Origin of the sequence: Mycobacterium kansasii ATCC 12478, from assembly GCF_000157895.3 — a bacterium.
In the GTDB taxonomy this organism is placed as follows: domain Bacteria; phylum Actinomycetota; class Actinomycetes; order Mycobacteriales; family Mycobacteriaceae; genus Mycobacterium; species Mycobacterium kansasii.
Genome location: NC_022663.1, coordinates 5508894 through 5524533 on the forward strand (window position 1 = coordinate 5508894; position 15640 = coordinate 5524533).

The window sequence follows — 15640 nt, forward strand, 5'->3', positions numbered from 1 at the left end:
ATGGTGCTGGGCTTCTGGGACATCGCGATACCCATCGTTGGTGCGCCGATGGCCGGCGGGCCGGGCACACCGGCCCTGGCCGCGGCAGTGTCAAATGCGGGCGGGCTGGGCTTCGTCGCCGGTGGCTACATCAGCGCGGACAAGTTTGCCGACGACATCGCCGCCGCGCGCGCCGCCACCACGGGCCCGATCGGGGCGAACCTGTTTGTGCCCCAGCCCAGCGTCGCCGACTGGATGCAGCTGGAGTACTACGCGGAAGAACTCGAAGAGGTCGCCGAGTACTACCGCTGTGAGGTCGGCCAGCCGATACACGGTGACGACGACGATTGGGCCCGCAAACTCGAAGTGGTGGCCGACGTCCGCCCCGAGGTGGTGTCCTTCACTTTCGGCGCGCCGCCGCCGGATGTCATTCGCCGGCTGAGCGCGCTGGGATTGCTGGTGTCGGTCACCGTGACGTCGTCCTATGAGGCCGGGGTGGCCATCGCGGCCGGTGCCGACAGCCTGGTGGTGCAGGGCCCGGGAGCCGGCGGGCATCGCGGCACGTTCGCGCCGGACATGGAACCGGGGGAGGAGTCGTTGCATCAGCTGCTCGACCGGATCGGCAGCGCACACGACGTGCCGCTGATCGCCGCGGGCGGTTTGGGCACCGTCGAGGACGTCGCTGCCGTCCTGCGCAGGGGAGCGGTCGCCGCCCAGGTCGGCACCGCGCTGATGCTCGCCGACGAAGCGGGGACCAACCCGGCGCACCGGGTTGCGCTGAAGAACCCGGAGTTCGACTCCACCCTGGTCACGCGGGCATTCTCCGGCCGGTACGCCCGCGGGCTGGCGAACAACTTCACCCGACTGCTCGATCACGTCGCGCCGCTGGGCTATCCCGAGGTCAACCAGATGACCAAGCCGATACGCGCGGCAGCGGTCGCGGCGGACGACCCGCATGGGACCAACCTCTGGGCGGGCACCGCCTACCGGCAGGCCCGCCCGGGTCCGGCGGCCGACATCGTCGCGTCGTTGGCTCCCGACTTGCGAATGCTGTAGCGCTGTCACGTAACAGGTTGTGCGCGTAGGTATTCGACGCGTTCACGAGGTGCTCGACCTTCGTGGCCCACGCGGCGGCGCCGCTCCCGCAGCATCGACGACGTCGGCATCTGCTGCGGACCCGACGGGCAGCGGGTACTGCTGCCGGTGCCCCGGGGTGGCTATGATCAGCCCATGACTGAGCCTTCGGTGTCGGCCACTGTCCAGATCAATGCCAGTCCGCAGCGGGTGTATGGGCTGATCACCGATCTGTCGACACTGGCCTCGCTGGCCGAGGAGGCGGTGTCGATGGAATTGCGCAAGGGCGACGGAATCCGCAAAGGGGCCGTGTTCGTCGGCCACAACGAAAATGGCAGCCGTCGGTGGAATACGACGTGCACCGTCACCGATGCCGAGCCGGGCCGCACCTTCGCATTCGACGTGCGCAGTGCTGTCATTCCGGTGGCGCGGTGGCAATACGACATCGTCGCGTCCGGTGGCGGCTGCCGGGTCACCGAGAGCACCTGGGACCGGCGGCCGCGCTGGTTCCGCAAGATCGCCGGCATGGCAACCGGGGTTGGCGACCGGGCGGCGGCCAACGCCGAGCACATCCAGCTCACCCTGCGGCGCCTGAAGCAACGCGCTGAGGCCGAGTAGCGGACGCAGCGCCTATACTTACCGGCACATGGTGTCCAAGGGGATGACATTTTCCGTGCTGATGTAAACGGCTAGGCAAGGGGGCCTGATGTTCTCTGTCGATGAGCGGCCAGCGGGATTGCATTCTGGCAAGCCGGGTCCCCCCGACCACGAGCATCTCGTCCTGGAGGCACGCGACGTCGAGTTCGACTGGGCGCGTTTGCCATTCCACTATGTGCCGAACGAGCCGTTGGCCACGCACTTCATTAATGTCCTGCACCTGCTGCTGCCGGCCGGCGAGGAGTTCTTCGTCAAGGTGTTCAAGAAGACGCTGCCGCTGATCAAAGACGATCAACTGCGGCGGGATGTACAGGGGTTCATCGGGCAAGAGGCGATGCATTCGCAAGCACATTCCGGCGTGTTGGCCCACTTCGATGCCCGAGGCGTGGACGTGACGCCGTTCACCGAACAGATCAGCTGGCTGTTCGAGAAGCTGTTGGCCGACAAACCCCGGAAAAGCTTACGCAGACAGCACAACTGGTTGCTGGAGCAGGTCTCGTTCATCGCGGCGATTGAGCACTACACCGCTGTCTTGGGCGCGTGGATTCTGGACTCCCCGCAGCTCGATGCCGTCGGAGCCGATCCGGTGATGATGGACATGCTCCGGTGGCATGGCGCAGAAGAGGTCGAGCACAAGGCGGTGGCCTTCGACACCATGAAGCATCTACGCGCCGGATATTGGCGGCAGGCGCGTGCCCAGCTGGCCGTCACCCCGGTGCTGTTGCTGTTGTGGATCCGCGGAGTGCGGTTCATGTACTCGGTGGATCCCTACCTACCACCGGGCGTCAAGCCGCGTTGGCGCGACTACCTCGATTCGGCGCGCCGGGGCTTGTTGCCGGGTCCGTGGCGATTGCTGCGGGTCGTCGGCCACTACTATCGGCCGGGTTTTCACCCGTCGCAGCTGGGTGGACTGGAGCGGGCGGTCGATTACCTGGCCGTCTCACCCGCTGCCCGGGCGTCGCGCTGATCGGATGGTGGACCGACGGTGATTCGAATCCGCGCAGAGTCGAATCCCGGTGTGCCGGAAAGTATTTGGGCAAGCAGGCCCGCTGACTTGTACGACAGTAGCCGGCGGGATCGTTTTGCCACCGCGTTGTGGAGTGTCCGCACGCTGTTCGGCGGGTTTGCGTCGGCCTCGCGATGGGACCCGTCGCGGGTCAGCCCGGTGCGACGGACACATCTGGCGACCGTCGTCGGACGCGAACTCGTGGCACCCGACGTGGTGGCGCTGACCCTGGCCGACCCGGACGGCGGATTGCTGCCGTCCTGGACACCCGGCGGTCACATCGACGTGCACCTGCTCTCGGGCCGGCGCCGGCAGTACTCGCTGTGCGGGCGGCCCGGGCGCCGCACGGACTACCGCATCGCAATCCGGCGCATCGCCGACGGTGGCGGTGGTTCGGTAGAGATGCACGAGGCCTACGACGTCGGTGACCCGCTGGTTTTCGAAGGGCCTCACAACGCGTTCTATCTAGGAACGGCCGAGCCCGACCCGCTTTTCGTTATCGGCGGCATCGGAGTGACACCGATCCTGCCGATGATCCAGGCGGCTCAGCAGCGCGGAACCCATTGGCGGGCCGTCTATGCCGGCCGAAGCCGAGACCACATGCCGTTGCTCGACGAGGTCGTGTCGGTGGCACCGGAGCGCGTGACGGTGTGGGCCGACGACGAGCGCGGCCGCATCCCCTCCGTCGATGACCTCCTGGGCGGCGCCGGTCCGACGACGGCCGTTTACGTGTGCGGGCCGACCCCCATGCTGGAGGCCGTGCGCGCGGCCCGCGCCCGGCATGCCCACGCACCGTTGCACTATGAGCGGTTCAGCCCGCCGCCGGTTGTCGACGGACTTCCGTTCGAGCTGGAACTCGGGCGGTCGGGAAGAGTGCTGAACGTTCCGGCGAACCGGACGGCGTTGGATGTCATGCGCGACGACGACCCGACCACCGCATACTCCTGTCAGCAGGGCTTCTGTGGCACGTGCAAGGTCAAAGTCCTTGCCGGACAAGTGGATCACCGCGGCCGCGCAGCTGAAGCCGACGACGAGATGCTGGTGTGCGTGTCCCGGGCTGAGAGCCGCCGCGTGGTCATCGACGTCTGAGGCGTTCCCGGCATGCGGTGCGTCAAGTTTTCGTAGAGGGGACTGTGCTTTTTCCGCGGCCGCCGCCTATCATTCGTACCCAAGGAGGACCGCTCAGATGGCCAAGCCGCCGCTGTCGATGAAGCCGACCGGATGGTTCCAGGTCGCCTGGTGCGACGAAATCGCGGTCGGTGAAGTCCTCCGGATGAAGTACTTCGATCAGGAGATGGTCGCCTGGCGCGCCGCGTCCGGTCGCCTGACCGTGATGAACGCCTACTGCGAACACCTCGGTGCTCACCTGGGTCACGGCGGCAAAGTCGTCGGCGAGGTGCTGCAGTGTCCCTTCCACGGCTGGCAGTGGAGTCACCAGGGCCGCAACGTGTGCATCCCGTATCAGGACCGGCCCAACCGGGGGCGGCGCATCACCACCTATCCGGTGGTTGAGCGCAACGAGTCGGTGTACATCTGGCACGACGTCCAGGGCCGCGAACCGTTTTTCGACGCACCGGATGTGTTCGCCAGCTTCGACGACGGTGCTGCCGCGGACTACTACCCGCAGCAGCGGTTGTACCGGCCGGGTCTGGAGCTCCATCCGCAGTACGTGCTCGAAAACGGGGTGGATTTCGCGCATTTCAAGTACGTGCACAACACCCCCATCGTGCCGGTATTCACCCGCCACGACTTCGCTGCCCCGGTGTCCTTCGTCGACTTCACCATCACCTTCGAAGGTGACGACGGCCAGCAGATCGAGGACGTCAACAGCGGCGTGCAGGCCGTCAACGGCGGCTTGGGAGTTGCGGTGACCAAGAGCTGGGGCATGGTCGACAACCGCACCATCTCCGCGATCACGCCGGTGGACGAATCCACCTCCGATGTCCGGTTCATGGTCTACATCGGCAGGACGGCGGCCAAGGATCCGGCCCGCGCCGAGCTCAAGGCACGCGAGTTCGGACAGGAAGTGATCCGGCAGTTCGAGCAGGACATCGACATCTGGGCTCACCAGCGCTACTCCGACCGACCCGCACTGACCCCCGACGAACTCCGCGGCTTCACTGCAATTCGCGCCTGGGCCAAGCAGTTCTATCCAAACGGTCTTGGCGGCAGCGCTGCCGACGAGCACGCGGCATCGCGGACAGGGGGACGCCAATGAACACCACGGTTCGCCCGATCCGCGTCTTTCAGGTCGCCACCGGCAACGTCGGCCGCGAGATGATCAGGCGACTGCAGACGCGGCCAGACCTGGAACTGGTCGGAGTGCATTGCTACTCGGCCGACAAGGTCGGCACCGACGCCGGAGAACTGGCCGGTATCGGGCCCATCGGCGTCACGGCAACCGGCAGCGTCGAGGACATCTTCGCGGCCAAGCCGGACGTGCTGACCTTCCACGGTGTGTTTCCCGACGAGGACCTGTACGTGCAAGTGCTCGCGGCCGGGATCAATGTCGTCACCACCGCCGACTGGATCACCGGGTGGCACCGTGACCATAACCATCCGCATCCGTCCGGCAAGCCGGTGACCCGGCTGTTGGCGGAGGCCTGCGAGAAGGGCGGTGCGACGTTCTACGGCACCGGCATGAACCCTGGCCTGAACCAAATCCTCGGCGTGGTGTGTTCGGCCGACGTCGCCGAGATCGAGAACATCACCACCATCGAGTCCGTCGACGTGTCCTGCCATCACTCCAAGGAGACCTGGATCGAAGTCGGCTATGGCCAACCTGTCGACGACCCGGAAATCCCGGCGAAGCTGGAAAAGTACACCTGCGTCTTTGCCGACAGCGTGCTGATGATGGCCGACTGCTTCGACCTGGCGCTTGACGAGGTTACGTTCAGCTACGAACTGGGAGCCTGCACCAGAGACGTCGATCTGGGCTGGTACACGCTGCCGAAAGGCTCGGTGGGCGGCAGTTACATCAAGTACCGGGGCATGGTCGACGGAGTGGCGCGGGTCGAGACACACCTGGAGTGGCAGATGACGCCGCACACCGACCCGAGCTGGAAGATCAAGGGCTGCTACATCACTCGGATCCAGGGTGATCCGTGTGTCTATAACAAGCACATGATTTTCCCCAAGCCCGGCGTCGATTTGTCCAACCCGGACAACTTCGCCTCCATCGGCATGACGGTCACCGGAATGCCGGCGCTCAACTCAATCAGGTCGGTGGTCGCGGCGCCGCCCGGCCTGATCACCAGCGCCGACATTCCATTGCGCGGGTTTGCCGGTCGATTCACAAAGTAGGCCGGTTAGGGTGCGCCGATGGTTGTCACCAGCCGCGCTCGGCGAGCCGGTGCGGCTGGGCGATCTGTTCGACGTTGATGCCAACCATCGCCTCGCCCAGCCCTCGCGACACCTTGGCCAGCATGTCGGGGTCGTCGTAGAAGGTGGTGGCTTTGACGATCGCGGCGGCGCGGTGTTCGGGGGCGCCGGACTTGAAGATGCCCGAGCCGACGAACACGCCTTCAGCGCCGAGCTGCATCATCATCGCCGCATCGGCCGGGGTGGCGATCCCGCCGGCGGTGAACATCGTCACCGGCAGCTTGCCGGAGCGGGCCACCTCGGCGACGAGTTCATAGGGCGCCTGCAAATCCTTTGCCGCCACATACAATTCGTCCTGCGACAGCGACGTCAGCCGGCGGATCTCGCCGCTGATCGCCCGCATGTGGCTGGTGGCATTGGAGACATCACCGGTGCCGGCCTCCCCTTTGGAGCGGATCATGGCCGCGCCCTCGCCGATCCGACGCAGCGCTTCACCGAGGTTGGTCGCCCCACACACGAACGGCACGGTGAACTTCCACTTGTCGATGTGATGGGTGTAATCGGCCGGAGTCAGCACCTCTGACTCGTCGATGTAGTCCACGCCCAGGCTCTGCAGGATCTGCGCCTCCACGAAATGACCGATGCGCACCTTGGCCATCACCGGGATGGTGACCGCGGAGATGATGCCCTCGATCATTTCGGGGTCGCTCATCCGCGACACCCCGCCGTGAGCGCGGATGTCAGCGGGCACCCGTTCCAACGCCATCACCGCGACCGCGCCGGCGCCCTCGGCGATGCGAGCCTGCTCCGCGGTGACGACGTCCATAATCACGCCGCCCTTGAGCATCTCGGCCATACCACGCTTGACCCGCGCCGTACCGGTCGCCGGGCTACCTGCACCATCCATGGTGTCTCCAATCTCCACTACGACTGCCATCGCGCGCTCGTGTCGCTACCGACATGCAGCCAGTGCAAACGGCGGCGAAACCGTTACCGAACAACCCACAACACTGTGCAGCAGTAACACAAATCCGGTGCCTTCGGCGACTGCATCAAATCATAATATGATAGGAATTCCGTGTTATCGATTATGCAATCCAATGAGCGCCGTTCGGCTTACCAGCAGCACGGTCGGTAGCAAAGAATCTTATGTGACCATTGCGGGATAAGCTCGCGGAGCGCCGGAGGTCGGGATGGACGACAACTCCCAGGTCGTCGAACTTAACGACGACGAGTTGGCAAGGATGCGTGGCGAATACGGTCCGGAAAAGGACGGTTGCGACGATTTGGACTTCCACTGGCTCGACGTCGGCTGGCACGTGCTGCTCCGCCGGTGGATGAGCGATGCGCAACGCGCCGGCGTCATTGAGCCTAATGCGATGGTGGTGGCCACTGTGGCCGACGGAAAGCCGGTGAGCCGTTCGGTGCTCTGCAAATTACTGGATGAGTCGGGTGTGGTTTTCTTTACCAGTTACGCGTCGGAGAAGGGTCAGCAGCTCGCTGCGACACCATATGCGTCGGCAACCTTCCCCTGGTACGAGTTGGGCCGCCAGGCCCACGTGCGCGGTGCGGTCACCAAGGTAAGCGCCGAGGAGACTTTCGAGTATTGGTCCAAGCGCCCCCGCGGTGCCCAGCTGGGTGCGTGGGCATCGCAGCAGTCGCGCCCCGTCGGTTCCCGCGCCGAACTCGACGAGCAGCTCGCGGAGGTGACGCGTCGCTTCGCCGACCAGGACCAGATTCCGGTGCCACCGCAGTGGGGTGGCTACCGTATCGCCCCCGACGTGGTCGAATTCTGGCAGGGCCGTGAGAACCGGTTGCACAACCGGATCCGCATCATCGATGGCCGGCTGGACAGGCTGCAACCCTGACTCGATACCAGCGGAGAAAGTACTCACCTGCCTGGCCGTCCGAGGCGTGGTCGGCGTTGGCCCTTCGCGGGAGAGCGCGTCGATCGGCTTCCCGTTGACGCGCTGCGTACGGCGATTCGGGGGACGAACACGCACGTTCGTGGCAATGCCGGCCGCAGTAGGCTTCACCAAATGCGGATAGGTGTGCTGGGAGCCAAGGGCCAAGTCGGAGCGACGATGGTGGCAGCGGTGCGGGCCGCCGAAGATCTGACCCTCTCGGCCGAGGTGGACGCCGGTGATCCGCTGAGTCTGCTGACCGACGGCAACACCGAGGCGGTCATCGACTTCACCCACCCCGACGTCGTGATGGGCAATCTGGAGTTCTTGATTGCCAACGGGATTCATGCCGTGGTCGGGACCACCGGCTTCACCGCGGAGCGGCTGCGGCAGGTGGAGTCGTGGCTGGCCGACAAGCCCGAGACGTCGGTGCTGATCGCGCCGAACTTCGCGATCGGGGCGGTGCTGTGCATGCATTTCGCCAAGCAGGCCGCTCGGTTCTTCGACTCGGCTGAGGTCATCGAGTTGCATCACCCGAACAAGGCCGATGCCCCGTCGGGTACGGCGACGCGTACTGCCAAGCTGATTGCCGAGGCTCGAAAAGGCTTGCCGCCCAATCCCGATGCCACCAGCACCAGCCTGCCCGGAGCCCGTGGCGCCGACGTCGACGGCATCCCGGTGCACGCGGTGCGGCTGGCCGGGCTGGTCGCTCACCAAGAGGTGCTGTTCGGCACCCAAGGAGAGACGCTGACTATTCGGCACGACAGCCTCGACCGCACCTCGTTTGTGCCCGGGGTGCTGTTGGCGCTGCGCCGCATCGGGGAACGCCCTGGCCTCACCGTAGGCATCGAGCCGTTGCTCGACCTGCAATGACCGGGCAATGACGCGGCAGTGACGAGACAGTGACGAGGCGATGACGGGCATGGCGCGCACCATGCGCATTCAGCTGCTGATCGCTTTCCTGTGTGCGGCCATGCTGGTGTACTTCGTCCTGCTGGGCCGCATCGCCGTCGCCCTGATCGGCTCGGGTCGAGCTGCCGCCATAGGCCTGGGACTGGCCCTGCTGCTCATGCCCGCCATCGGACTGTGGGCGATGATCGCCACCCTGAGGGCCGGATTCGCGCACCAAAAGCTGGCCAGGTTGATCGCCGAGGACGGAATGGAACTTGACGTCAGCTCGCTGCCGCGGCGGCCGTCGGGCCGCATCGAACGCCCCGCGGCCGACGCGTTGTTCGACATCGTGCGCGCCGAACTGCAAGACGACCCCGACGACTGGCGTCGCTGGTACCGGCTGGCCAGGGGCTACGACTATGCGGGGGATCGCCGCCGGGCCCGCGAAGCCATGAAAACGGCCCTGAGCCTGGAAAGGAGCCGCAGGCACGGCAATGACCAAGACCCTGCTCATCGTGCACCACACCCCGTCGCCGACCACCCGCGAGCTGCTGGAGGCGGTGCTGGCCGGGGCCAACGACCCCGAGATTGAGGGTGTCGACGTGATCGCGAGGCCGGCCCTGGCGGCAACGCTTCCGGACATGCTCGACGCCGACGGCTACCTGTTCGGCACCACGGCCGACTTCGGCTACCTGTGCGGGGCGCTCAAGCACTACGTGGGCGGATACCCCACTACTACGGATAAGGCCAGCTAGTGCCGCGTCTGCTCATCGTCCACCACACGCCGTCACCGTACTGCCAGGAGATGTTCGAGGCGGTTGTCGCCGGTGCGACCGACCCCGATATCGAGGGCGTCGAGGTCGTCCGCCGCCCGGCGCTCACCGTATCGCCGGTCGAGATGATGGAGGCCGACGGCTACCTGCTGGGCACGCCGGCAAATCTCGGGTATCTCAGCGGTGCCATGAAGCACGCATTCGACTGCGCCTACTACCAGCTCCTCGACTCGACGCGGGGGCGACCGTTCGGCGTCTACATTCACGGCAACGAGGGCACCGAGGGAGCGGAGCGGGGTCTGGCCGCCATCACGACCGGGCTGGGCTGGGCGCAGGTTGCCGAGACGGTGGTGGTGATGGGCAAGCCGACCAGGGCCGACATCGAACGGTGCTGGAACCTCGGTGCGACGGTTGCCGCTCAGCTCATGGGCTGATTGCTGATATCGCGTCGGGCTTCAGGGTGTTCGAGTCCGATCGGGCGGGGGCCCGTCGTCGGTCACTCGCCTGGTGCCCGTTCGGGTTCCATCACGTAGATCACGGCACCGACGGGATCCTCAAACATACAGATCGTTCCCACCCCAGAAACGTGGTTGGGCCGCCCTTACGGTCTGTCGCTGCACGGCAATAACGACACCGTCGGCGCCGCAGCGGCCGTCGCCAAGCGGGCGACCGGGTCGGGGCTCGGCCTGCCGTCGACGCCGCGGCGCGCGAGCGCGCCTACAAACTGGGGGCACGCTGGCGGAACATGAAAGAATAAGGGCTGCGACTGAAGCACCACACGCTCCTGGAACTCGACTAGAAACGGAATGCCTCGGTGGATTTTGGAGCTCTGCCTCCGGAGGTCAATTCCACGCGCATGTACGCCGGCGCGGGCGCGGCGGAGCTGGTGGCGGCTGCGGCGGCGTGGAACGGCATAGCAGTTGAGCTGAGCACTGCTGCATCCTGTTTCGAGTCAATCGTCACCCGGCTGAGGACCGAGCCGTGGTTGGGTCCCGCCTCGCTGTCGATGGCCGCCGCCGCGCAGCCCCTCGTGGCCTGGTTGACCGACACGGCTGAATCCTCGGCGCTCGCGGCGGCACAAGCCATGGCGTCTGCGGCCGCCTTTGAGGCGGGACGTGCGATGACGGTGGCCCCGGGCGAGGTTGCGGCCAACAGAGCCCAGTTGGCCGAACTGGTAGCGACAAACATCCTCGGGCAAAACATGCCGGCCATCGCGGCCGTCGAGGCACGCTACGGGGAAATGTGGGCACAAGACGCTGCGGCCATGTACGGCTATGCGGCCGCCTCCGCGGTAGCGGGAAGGTTGAACCCGCTGACCGGGCCGTCGGCAGTCACCAATCCCGCCGGGATCGCCGGCCAAGCCGCCGCCGTTGGTCAGGCCGCCGGTTCCGTGCCGCAGACCGGTCTCAACAACCTGATCAGCAACCTGCCCAACGCCGTTATGAGCCTCGCCTCACCGGCACCGTCGGAGGCCCAGGTGTCGGGGCTGAATGCGGTCTTGTCATTCCTCACCAACCCCAATCCGTTGTTCGTCGATCACGCGTGGCACGGCGTCTCGGGCGTATTGGCGGACTTTGATATGGCCTTGACCACTAGCAGTGACGGGGCCGACGTCGCTACCGGGGTCACCGCCAGCGGAGCGGGTCCGGTTGCCGCCACGACAGCCGCATCGGCGCGCACGGTTACCCCCGCGGGCGTCGGCGCAACACCGATCGTGGCCGGTTTGGGCACTGCGTCCTCGGTCGGCCGGCTGTCGGTGCCGGCGAGCTGGTCTACCGCCGCGCCGGCGGTGACCGCCGACATCGCCTCGGTCGGCACCGGGTGGGCTGTTCCGGAGGAGGACGCAGCGATCGCGGCGGCGCCGTTTGCGCCCGGAATGGTCGTAGCCGCCGACGGCGCAGGTGCCGGCGTGGGCCCGCGATACGGAGTCAGGCCGACCGTTATGCCCAGACATGTGTTCGGCTGATCCGGGCCCACGGAAACATCCGGACGGGTCACCGGGTGTATGGGCTTGGTGGCCCGGGCGACCTTCGGCGAAGCGGTTGGCGATTACCCGGGCCTGGACCACGTCGTCAGCCGTGCCTACGGTGTGTTGGTGCACTGCAGCAACGACGCCGTCGGCGCCGCGGTCGCCGTCGAACTGGAGTGACGTGGAGAGACCAGGTGCCTGACGTAATCGAGATTCCCAGGAACCACAACCCGTTCCCGCGGACGGGGATCCGCCTCGATCGTGCCGGCGTCCCGCATTACGACGAGATCCCCTCCACCCTGCTGGACATGCTTGCCGAGCAGGTCGACCGTCGTCCCGACAGTGAAGCCGTGGTCGAGCTCGACGCTGCGCGGCTGACCTACCGGCAGCTGTGGGATCGTGCTTCGCGGGTCGCCGGCGGACTACGGGCGGGTGGTCTGAGCGCCGGCGACCGGGTGGGCGTGCGGTATCCCGCGGGAGTCGACTGGGTGCTGGCGTTCTGGGGCACCGTGATGGCCGGTGGCGTTGTGGTGCCGGTGAACACCCGCTCCACCCAGCCGGAGGTCGACTTCGTGTTGTCCGATGCCGGGGCCCGGATCGACCTGAGCGCGGATACGGCATTGCCCGACGGCGACCCGTTCGTGACCGAACAACTCGGCCCATCCGATGTGGCGGCACTGTTCTACACCTCGGGAACCACCGGCCATCCCAAAGGTGTGCCGACCACCCACGAGGCATTCGTGACCAACACCGAGAACGGGGCCAGATGTCTCGGGCTGTCATTAGATCTCGGTGACGAGCTGCGCACCCTGATTTCGGTGCCGTTGTTCCACGCGACCGGTTGCAACTCGCAGCTGCTGGCAGCCGCCCGCGTCGGCGGGGCGTCGGTGATCATGCCCGCACTCAACCTCGACCAGTTGCTCGCGACACTTCCCGCCGAGCGCATCTCGCTCATGGTGACGGTTCCGGCTGTCTACTCGCTAGTGCTGCGGCACGAGGGTTTCCCCGGCACAGACGTCTCCTCGGTGCGTTGGGTCGTTTACGGAGGTGCGCCGATCGCCCCGTCGTTGGTGCGGTCGGTCAAGGACGCGTTTCCGCAAGCAGCGGTGTTCAACGGATACGGCATGACCGAGTCGGCCTCCCTGATGACGGTGCTGCCTGATTGGGATGCGGCCGAACACGCCGACTCGGTCGGGTATGCGGTTCCCTCGGTGGATCTCGGGGTGGTTCCGTTCCGGGGCGATCACCCCGACCCGGGCGAGATGGTTGGCGAGTTGGTGGTCCGGGGGGCGAATGTGACCGCGGGCTACTGGAACCGGCCGCAAGCCACCGCGGCGACGATCGTCGACGGCTGGTTGCACACCGGCGACGTGGTACGTGTCGATGACGCGGGCCGGGTGCACATCGTCGATCGGCTTAAGGACATCATCAACCGGGGCGGCGAGAATGTCTCCAGCGTTGAGGTCGAATCCGCGCTGCTGTCGGCGCCCGGCGTCGCCGATGCCTGTGTGCTGGGGGTGCCTGACGACGTCATGGGGGAGAAGGTCGGCGCGGTGCTGTACGCAGGCGCGGACCCGATCGACGTGACGGCGGTGCTCGAACACTGCCGCCGGCAACTGGCCGACTTCAAGGTTCCGCAGTACGTCACGGTGGTGACCGAAGCGCTGCCGCGCAACGCCGGCGGCAAACTGCTCAAGGGCAGGCTCCGCGAACAGGTCCGGTGGGGTTCGCCGGTGCATTGATGCGGTTGGCGCCGTCGCCGCACAGCATAGAAATGTTGCGCCACGCCTCTCATTTCGATGCCGCTGGTCACCGGAAGATGTCACGCTCGACGGGACAGTGTTAGCACTGCCGGCGTTTGCGTTAAGAAACCGTAACGGGACTCATCGTTGACGCCTTTGGATTGCGACGGCGGGAGTGTGGATCACTAGCCTTATCCTCGACGCACAGACACTGTTCAGCAAATAACCAGAAGCTGTCCAGCAAATCCACAGGAAGTGGCCGCCGCAACCGGTCGGCATGTCTCGAAACACAAGGAGCACAGATGTCATTCCTGACGACACAGCCAGACGAACTGGCCGCTGCGGCGGGCAAGCTGCAGACCATCGGCGCGACGATGGAAGCCGAGAACGTCGCCGCAGCAGTCCCCACCACGGGCGTGATACCGGCAGCGGCCGACGAAGTGTCGATGCTGCAGGCGTCGATGTTCACCGCCTACGGGAGTTTGTACCAGCAGATCAGCGCCGAGGCCGCGGCCATGTACGAGATGTTGGTGAATACCCTCGGCGTCAGCGCCGGGACCTATGCGGCCGCCGAGGCGGCCAATTCTTCTGCGGCGGCCTCGCCCTTGTCGGACATCCTCGGGGCGCTGCTGCCCAGCCAGACTCCCGGATGGATCACGGATCTCGCCAATATCTTCAACATCGGGACCGGCAACTGGGCGTCGGCCGCGTCGGACTTGCTGGCGCTGGGCAGCGGTGCGCTTCTGCCGGCTGCCGCGGAGGCCGCCGAAGCCGACGCCGCCGAAGCCGTGGGCGGCGCCGCCGGCCTGGCACCGGCGGCTGCGGCCGCGGCCGCGATCGGCGGGGCGCCGATGGCCGCCGGCCTAGGCGAGGTGTCCTCGATCGGCGCAGCCGCACCGCCGACCTGGGCGGGGACGGCCACCTTGGTGTCGAGCACGGAAGTCGGCACGCTGCAAGGTGCCGGCTGGACCGCCGCCGCACCGCAGGCGGCGCCGCGCGCCGTCATTCCCGGCATGCCGGGATTGGCGTCGGCGACTCGAAACAGCGCCGGCTTCGGCGCCCCGCGCTATGGCGTCAAGCCCATCGTCATGCCGAAGCCGGAAGCCGTCTAGGCCACCTGCATCCGATACGAACCGGACTAAACCAAAGGAGTGGGATAACAATGGATTTCGGAGCTTTACCCCCTGAGATCAACTCCGCACGCATGTACGCTGGCGCTGGGGCGGCACCCATGATGGCCGCCGCCGCAGCCTGGCACAGGCTGGCCGTCGAGTTGAGCACCACGGCCGCCTCGGTCGAATCGGTGATCACCCAACTGACCACCGAGCAGTGGTTGGGTCCGGCGTCGATGTCGATGGCCGCCGCGGCTCAGCCTTACCTCGCCTGGCTGACCTACACCGCCGAATCCGCCGCCCATGCGGGCTCGCAGGCCACCGCGTCCGCGGCCGCCTTCGAGGCGGCCTTCGCCGCGACCGTGCCGCCGGCTGAGGTTGCGGCCAATAGGGCGCTGCTGGCCGCGCTGGTGGCGACGAACATCCTGGGCCAGAACACACCCGCCATCGCGGCCACCGAGGCGCACTACGGCGAAATGTGGGCGCAGGACGCATTGGCGATGTACGGCTATGCGGCGTCGTCGGCGGCCGCCGGGACGCTGAACCCGTTGACCACGCCGTCGCGGATCGCCAACCCGGCGGGGCTGGCCGCGCAGGCGGCCGCGGTGGGCCAGGCCGCCGCGACCGGCACGGCACAGCAGGTGGGGCTGGCGAACCTGATCACCAACGTGCCCAACACGGTCATGGGGCTCGCGTCGCCGGCCGCGTCGGTTTTCGACGCGACGGCCCTGGGCGGAATCATCGATGACCTGCTCGGCAATACGTTCGTGCAGAACGCCATCAACGGTGCGGTCAACACCGCGGCCTGGTTCGTCATGGCCACCATCCCCAACGCGGTCTTCCTCGGACACGCCCTGGATGTCGAGGGCCTGTCCGCTGCACAGCTGGTTCCGACCATCGCCGGAGCAGCGGCCACGACGAACGCCGCGGCACCCGCGGGCGCGGGCTCGGTCCTGGCCGGCATGGGCCAGGCGTCCGCGGTCGGCAAGTTGGCGGTGCCGGCGAGCTGGTCCAGTGCCGCTCCGGCGTTGCCTTCGGGCACGACGGCGTTGGAGGGCAGCGGCTGGGCGGTACCCGAGGAGGCCGGACCGGTCACCGCGATGCCCGGCGGGCCGGGGATGGCCGCCGCGTCCAAGGGTGGTGGTTACGCCGGGCCACGGTACGGCTTCCGGCCGACCGTGATGCCCAAACAGGTCGTCGTCTGATCCGACC

At 66.7% G+C, this 15640-nt stretch carries 15 protein-coding genes and 2 pseudogenes; 16 read left to right on the forward strand and 1 reads right to left on the reverse strand.

From position 1 onward, the window contains the following. The 6 genes from MKAN_RS23835 (at position 1) to MKAN_RS23860 (ending at position 6019) form a co-directional block, all read left to right on the forward strand. Entirely contained in the window at positions 1-1035 is a 1035-nt protein-coding gene (locus MKAN_RS23835) for a nitronate monooxygenase (protein WP_023372458.1), read from the forward strand. Between the two features lie 174 nt (positions 1036-1209). Further along, positions 1210-1671 (forward strand): SRPBCC family protein, encoded by a 462-nt coding sequence (locus MKAN_RS23840; RefSeq protein WP_023372460.1) that lies wholly within the window; start codon positions 1210-1212, stop codon positions 1669-1671. Between the two features lie 88 nt (positions 1672-1759). Beyond that, entirely contained in the window at positions 1760-2677 is a 918-nt protein-coding gene (locus MKAN_RS23845) for a metal-dependent hydrolase (RefSeq protein ID WP_023372462.1), read from the forward strand. A gap of 51 nt (positions 2678-2728) precedes the next feature. After that, positions 2729-3805, forward strand: coding sequence for a PDR/VanB family oxidoreductase (locus tag MKAN_RS23850; protein WP_036391362.1), 1077 nt, complete (start codon positions 2729-2731; stop codon positions 3803-3805). Between the two features lie 97 nt (positions 3806-3902). Then, complete coding sequence (locus MKAN_RS23855) at positions 3903-4934, forward strand: aromatic ring-hydroxylating dioxygenase subunit alpha (protein ID WP_023372466.1); 1032 nt, start codon at positions 3903-3905, stop codon at positions 4932-4934. Next, the gene (locus MKAN_RS23860; protein WP_023372467.1) at positions 4931-6019 is read left to right on the forward strand and encodes an NAD(P)H-dependent amine dehydrogenase family protein; all 1089 of its coding nucleotides are present in this window, start codon (positions 4931-4933) and stop codon (positions 6017-6019) included. Before MKAN_RS23855 ends, MKAN_RS23860 begins: the two co-directional genes overlap by 4 nt. A 25-nt stretch (positions 6020-6044) precedes the next feature. Here MKAN_RS23860 and pdxS read toward each other — a convergent pair whose 3' ends face one another. Next, positions 6045-6944, reverse strand: a complete 900-nt coding sequence (gene pdxS / locus MKAN_RS23865; RefSeq protein ID WP_036392051.1) for a pyridoxal 5'-phosphate synthase lyase subunit PdxS — start codon at positions 6942-6944, stop codon at positions 6045-6047. Positions 6945-7230: 286 nt separating this feature from the next. Here pdxS and pdxH point away from each other — a divergent pair, with 286 nt between their 5' ends. The 10 genes and pseudogenes from pdxH (at position 7231) to MKAN_RS23910 (ending at position 15633) form a co-directional block, all read left to right on the forward strand. Beyond that, positions 7231-7905, forward strand: coding sequence for a pyridoxamine 5'-phosphate oxidase (pdxH, locus tag MKAN_RS23870; protein WP_023372471.1), 675 nt, complete (start codon positions 7231-7233; stop codon positions 7903-7905). 171 nt (positions 7906-8076) lie between these two features. Next, on the forward strand, positions 8077-8814 hold the full coding sequence (gene dapB / locus MKAN_RS23875; RefSeq protein ID WP_023372473.1) for a 4-hydroxy-tetrahydrodipicolinate reductase: 738 nt from the start codon (positions 8077-8079) through the stop codon (positions 8812-8814). Positions 8815-8863: 49 nt separating this feature from the next. After that, positions 8864-9325 (forward strand): annotated as a pseudogene (locus MKAN_RS23880) (hypothetical protein); the annotation flags it as partial. 1 nt (position 9326) lies between these two features. Then, positions 9327-9548: pseudogene (locus MKAN_RS23885) on the forward strand (flavodoxin family protein); the annotation flags it as partial. A 38-nt stretch (positions 9549-9586) separates the two neighbouring features. Beyond that, positions 9587-10039: a flavodoxin family protein gene (locus MKAN_RS23890; protein WP_023372479.1), complete on the forward strand. Its 453-nt coding sequence runs from the start codon at positions 9587-9589 to the stop codon at positions 10037-10039. Positions 10040-10419: 380 nt separating this feature from the next. Beyond that, the gene (locus MKAN_RS23895) at positions 10420-11571 is read left to right on the forward strand and encodes a PPE family protein (RefSeq protein ID WP_036391366.1); all 1152 of its coding nucleotides are present in this window, start codon (positions 10420-10422) and stop codon (positions 11569-11571) included. A gap of 48 nt (positions 11572-11619) precedes the next feature. Next, entirely contained in the window at positions 11620-11754 is a 135-nt protein-coding gene (locus MKAN_RS32235) for a hypothetical protein (protein ID WP_371686039.1), read from the forward strand. Positions 11755-11768: 14 nt separating this feature from the next. After that, entirely contained in the window at positions 11769-13316 is a 1548-nt protein-coding gene (locus tag MKAN_RS23900; RefSeq protein WP_023372484.1) for a class I adenylate-forming enzyme family protein, read from the forward strand. 302 nt (positions 13317-13618) lie between these two features. After that, positions 13619-14428 (forward strand): PPE family protein, SVP subgroup, encoded by an 810-nt coding sequence (locus MKAN_RS23905; protein ID WP_023372486.1) that lies wholly within the window; start codon positions 13619-13621, stop codon positions 14426-14428. 50 nt (positions 14429-14478) lie between these two features. Further along, complete coding sequence (locus MKAN_RS23910; RefSeq protein ID WP_023372488.1) at positions 14479-15633, forward strand: PPE family protein; 1155 nt, start codon at positions 14479-14481, stop codon at positions 15631-15633. Positions 15634-15640 lie beyond the last annotated feature (7 nt).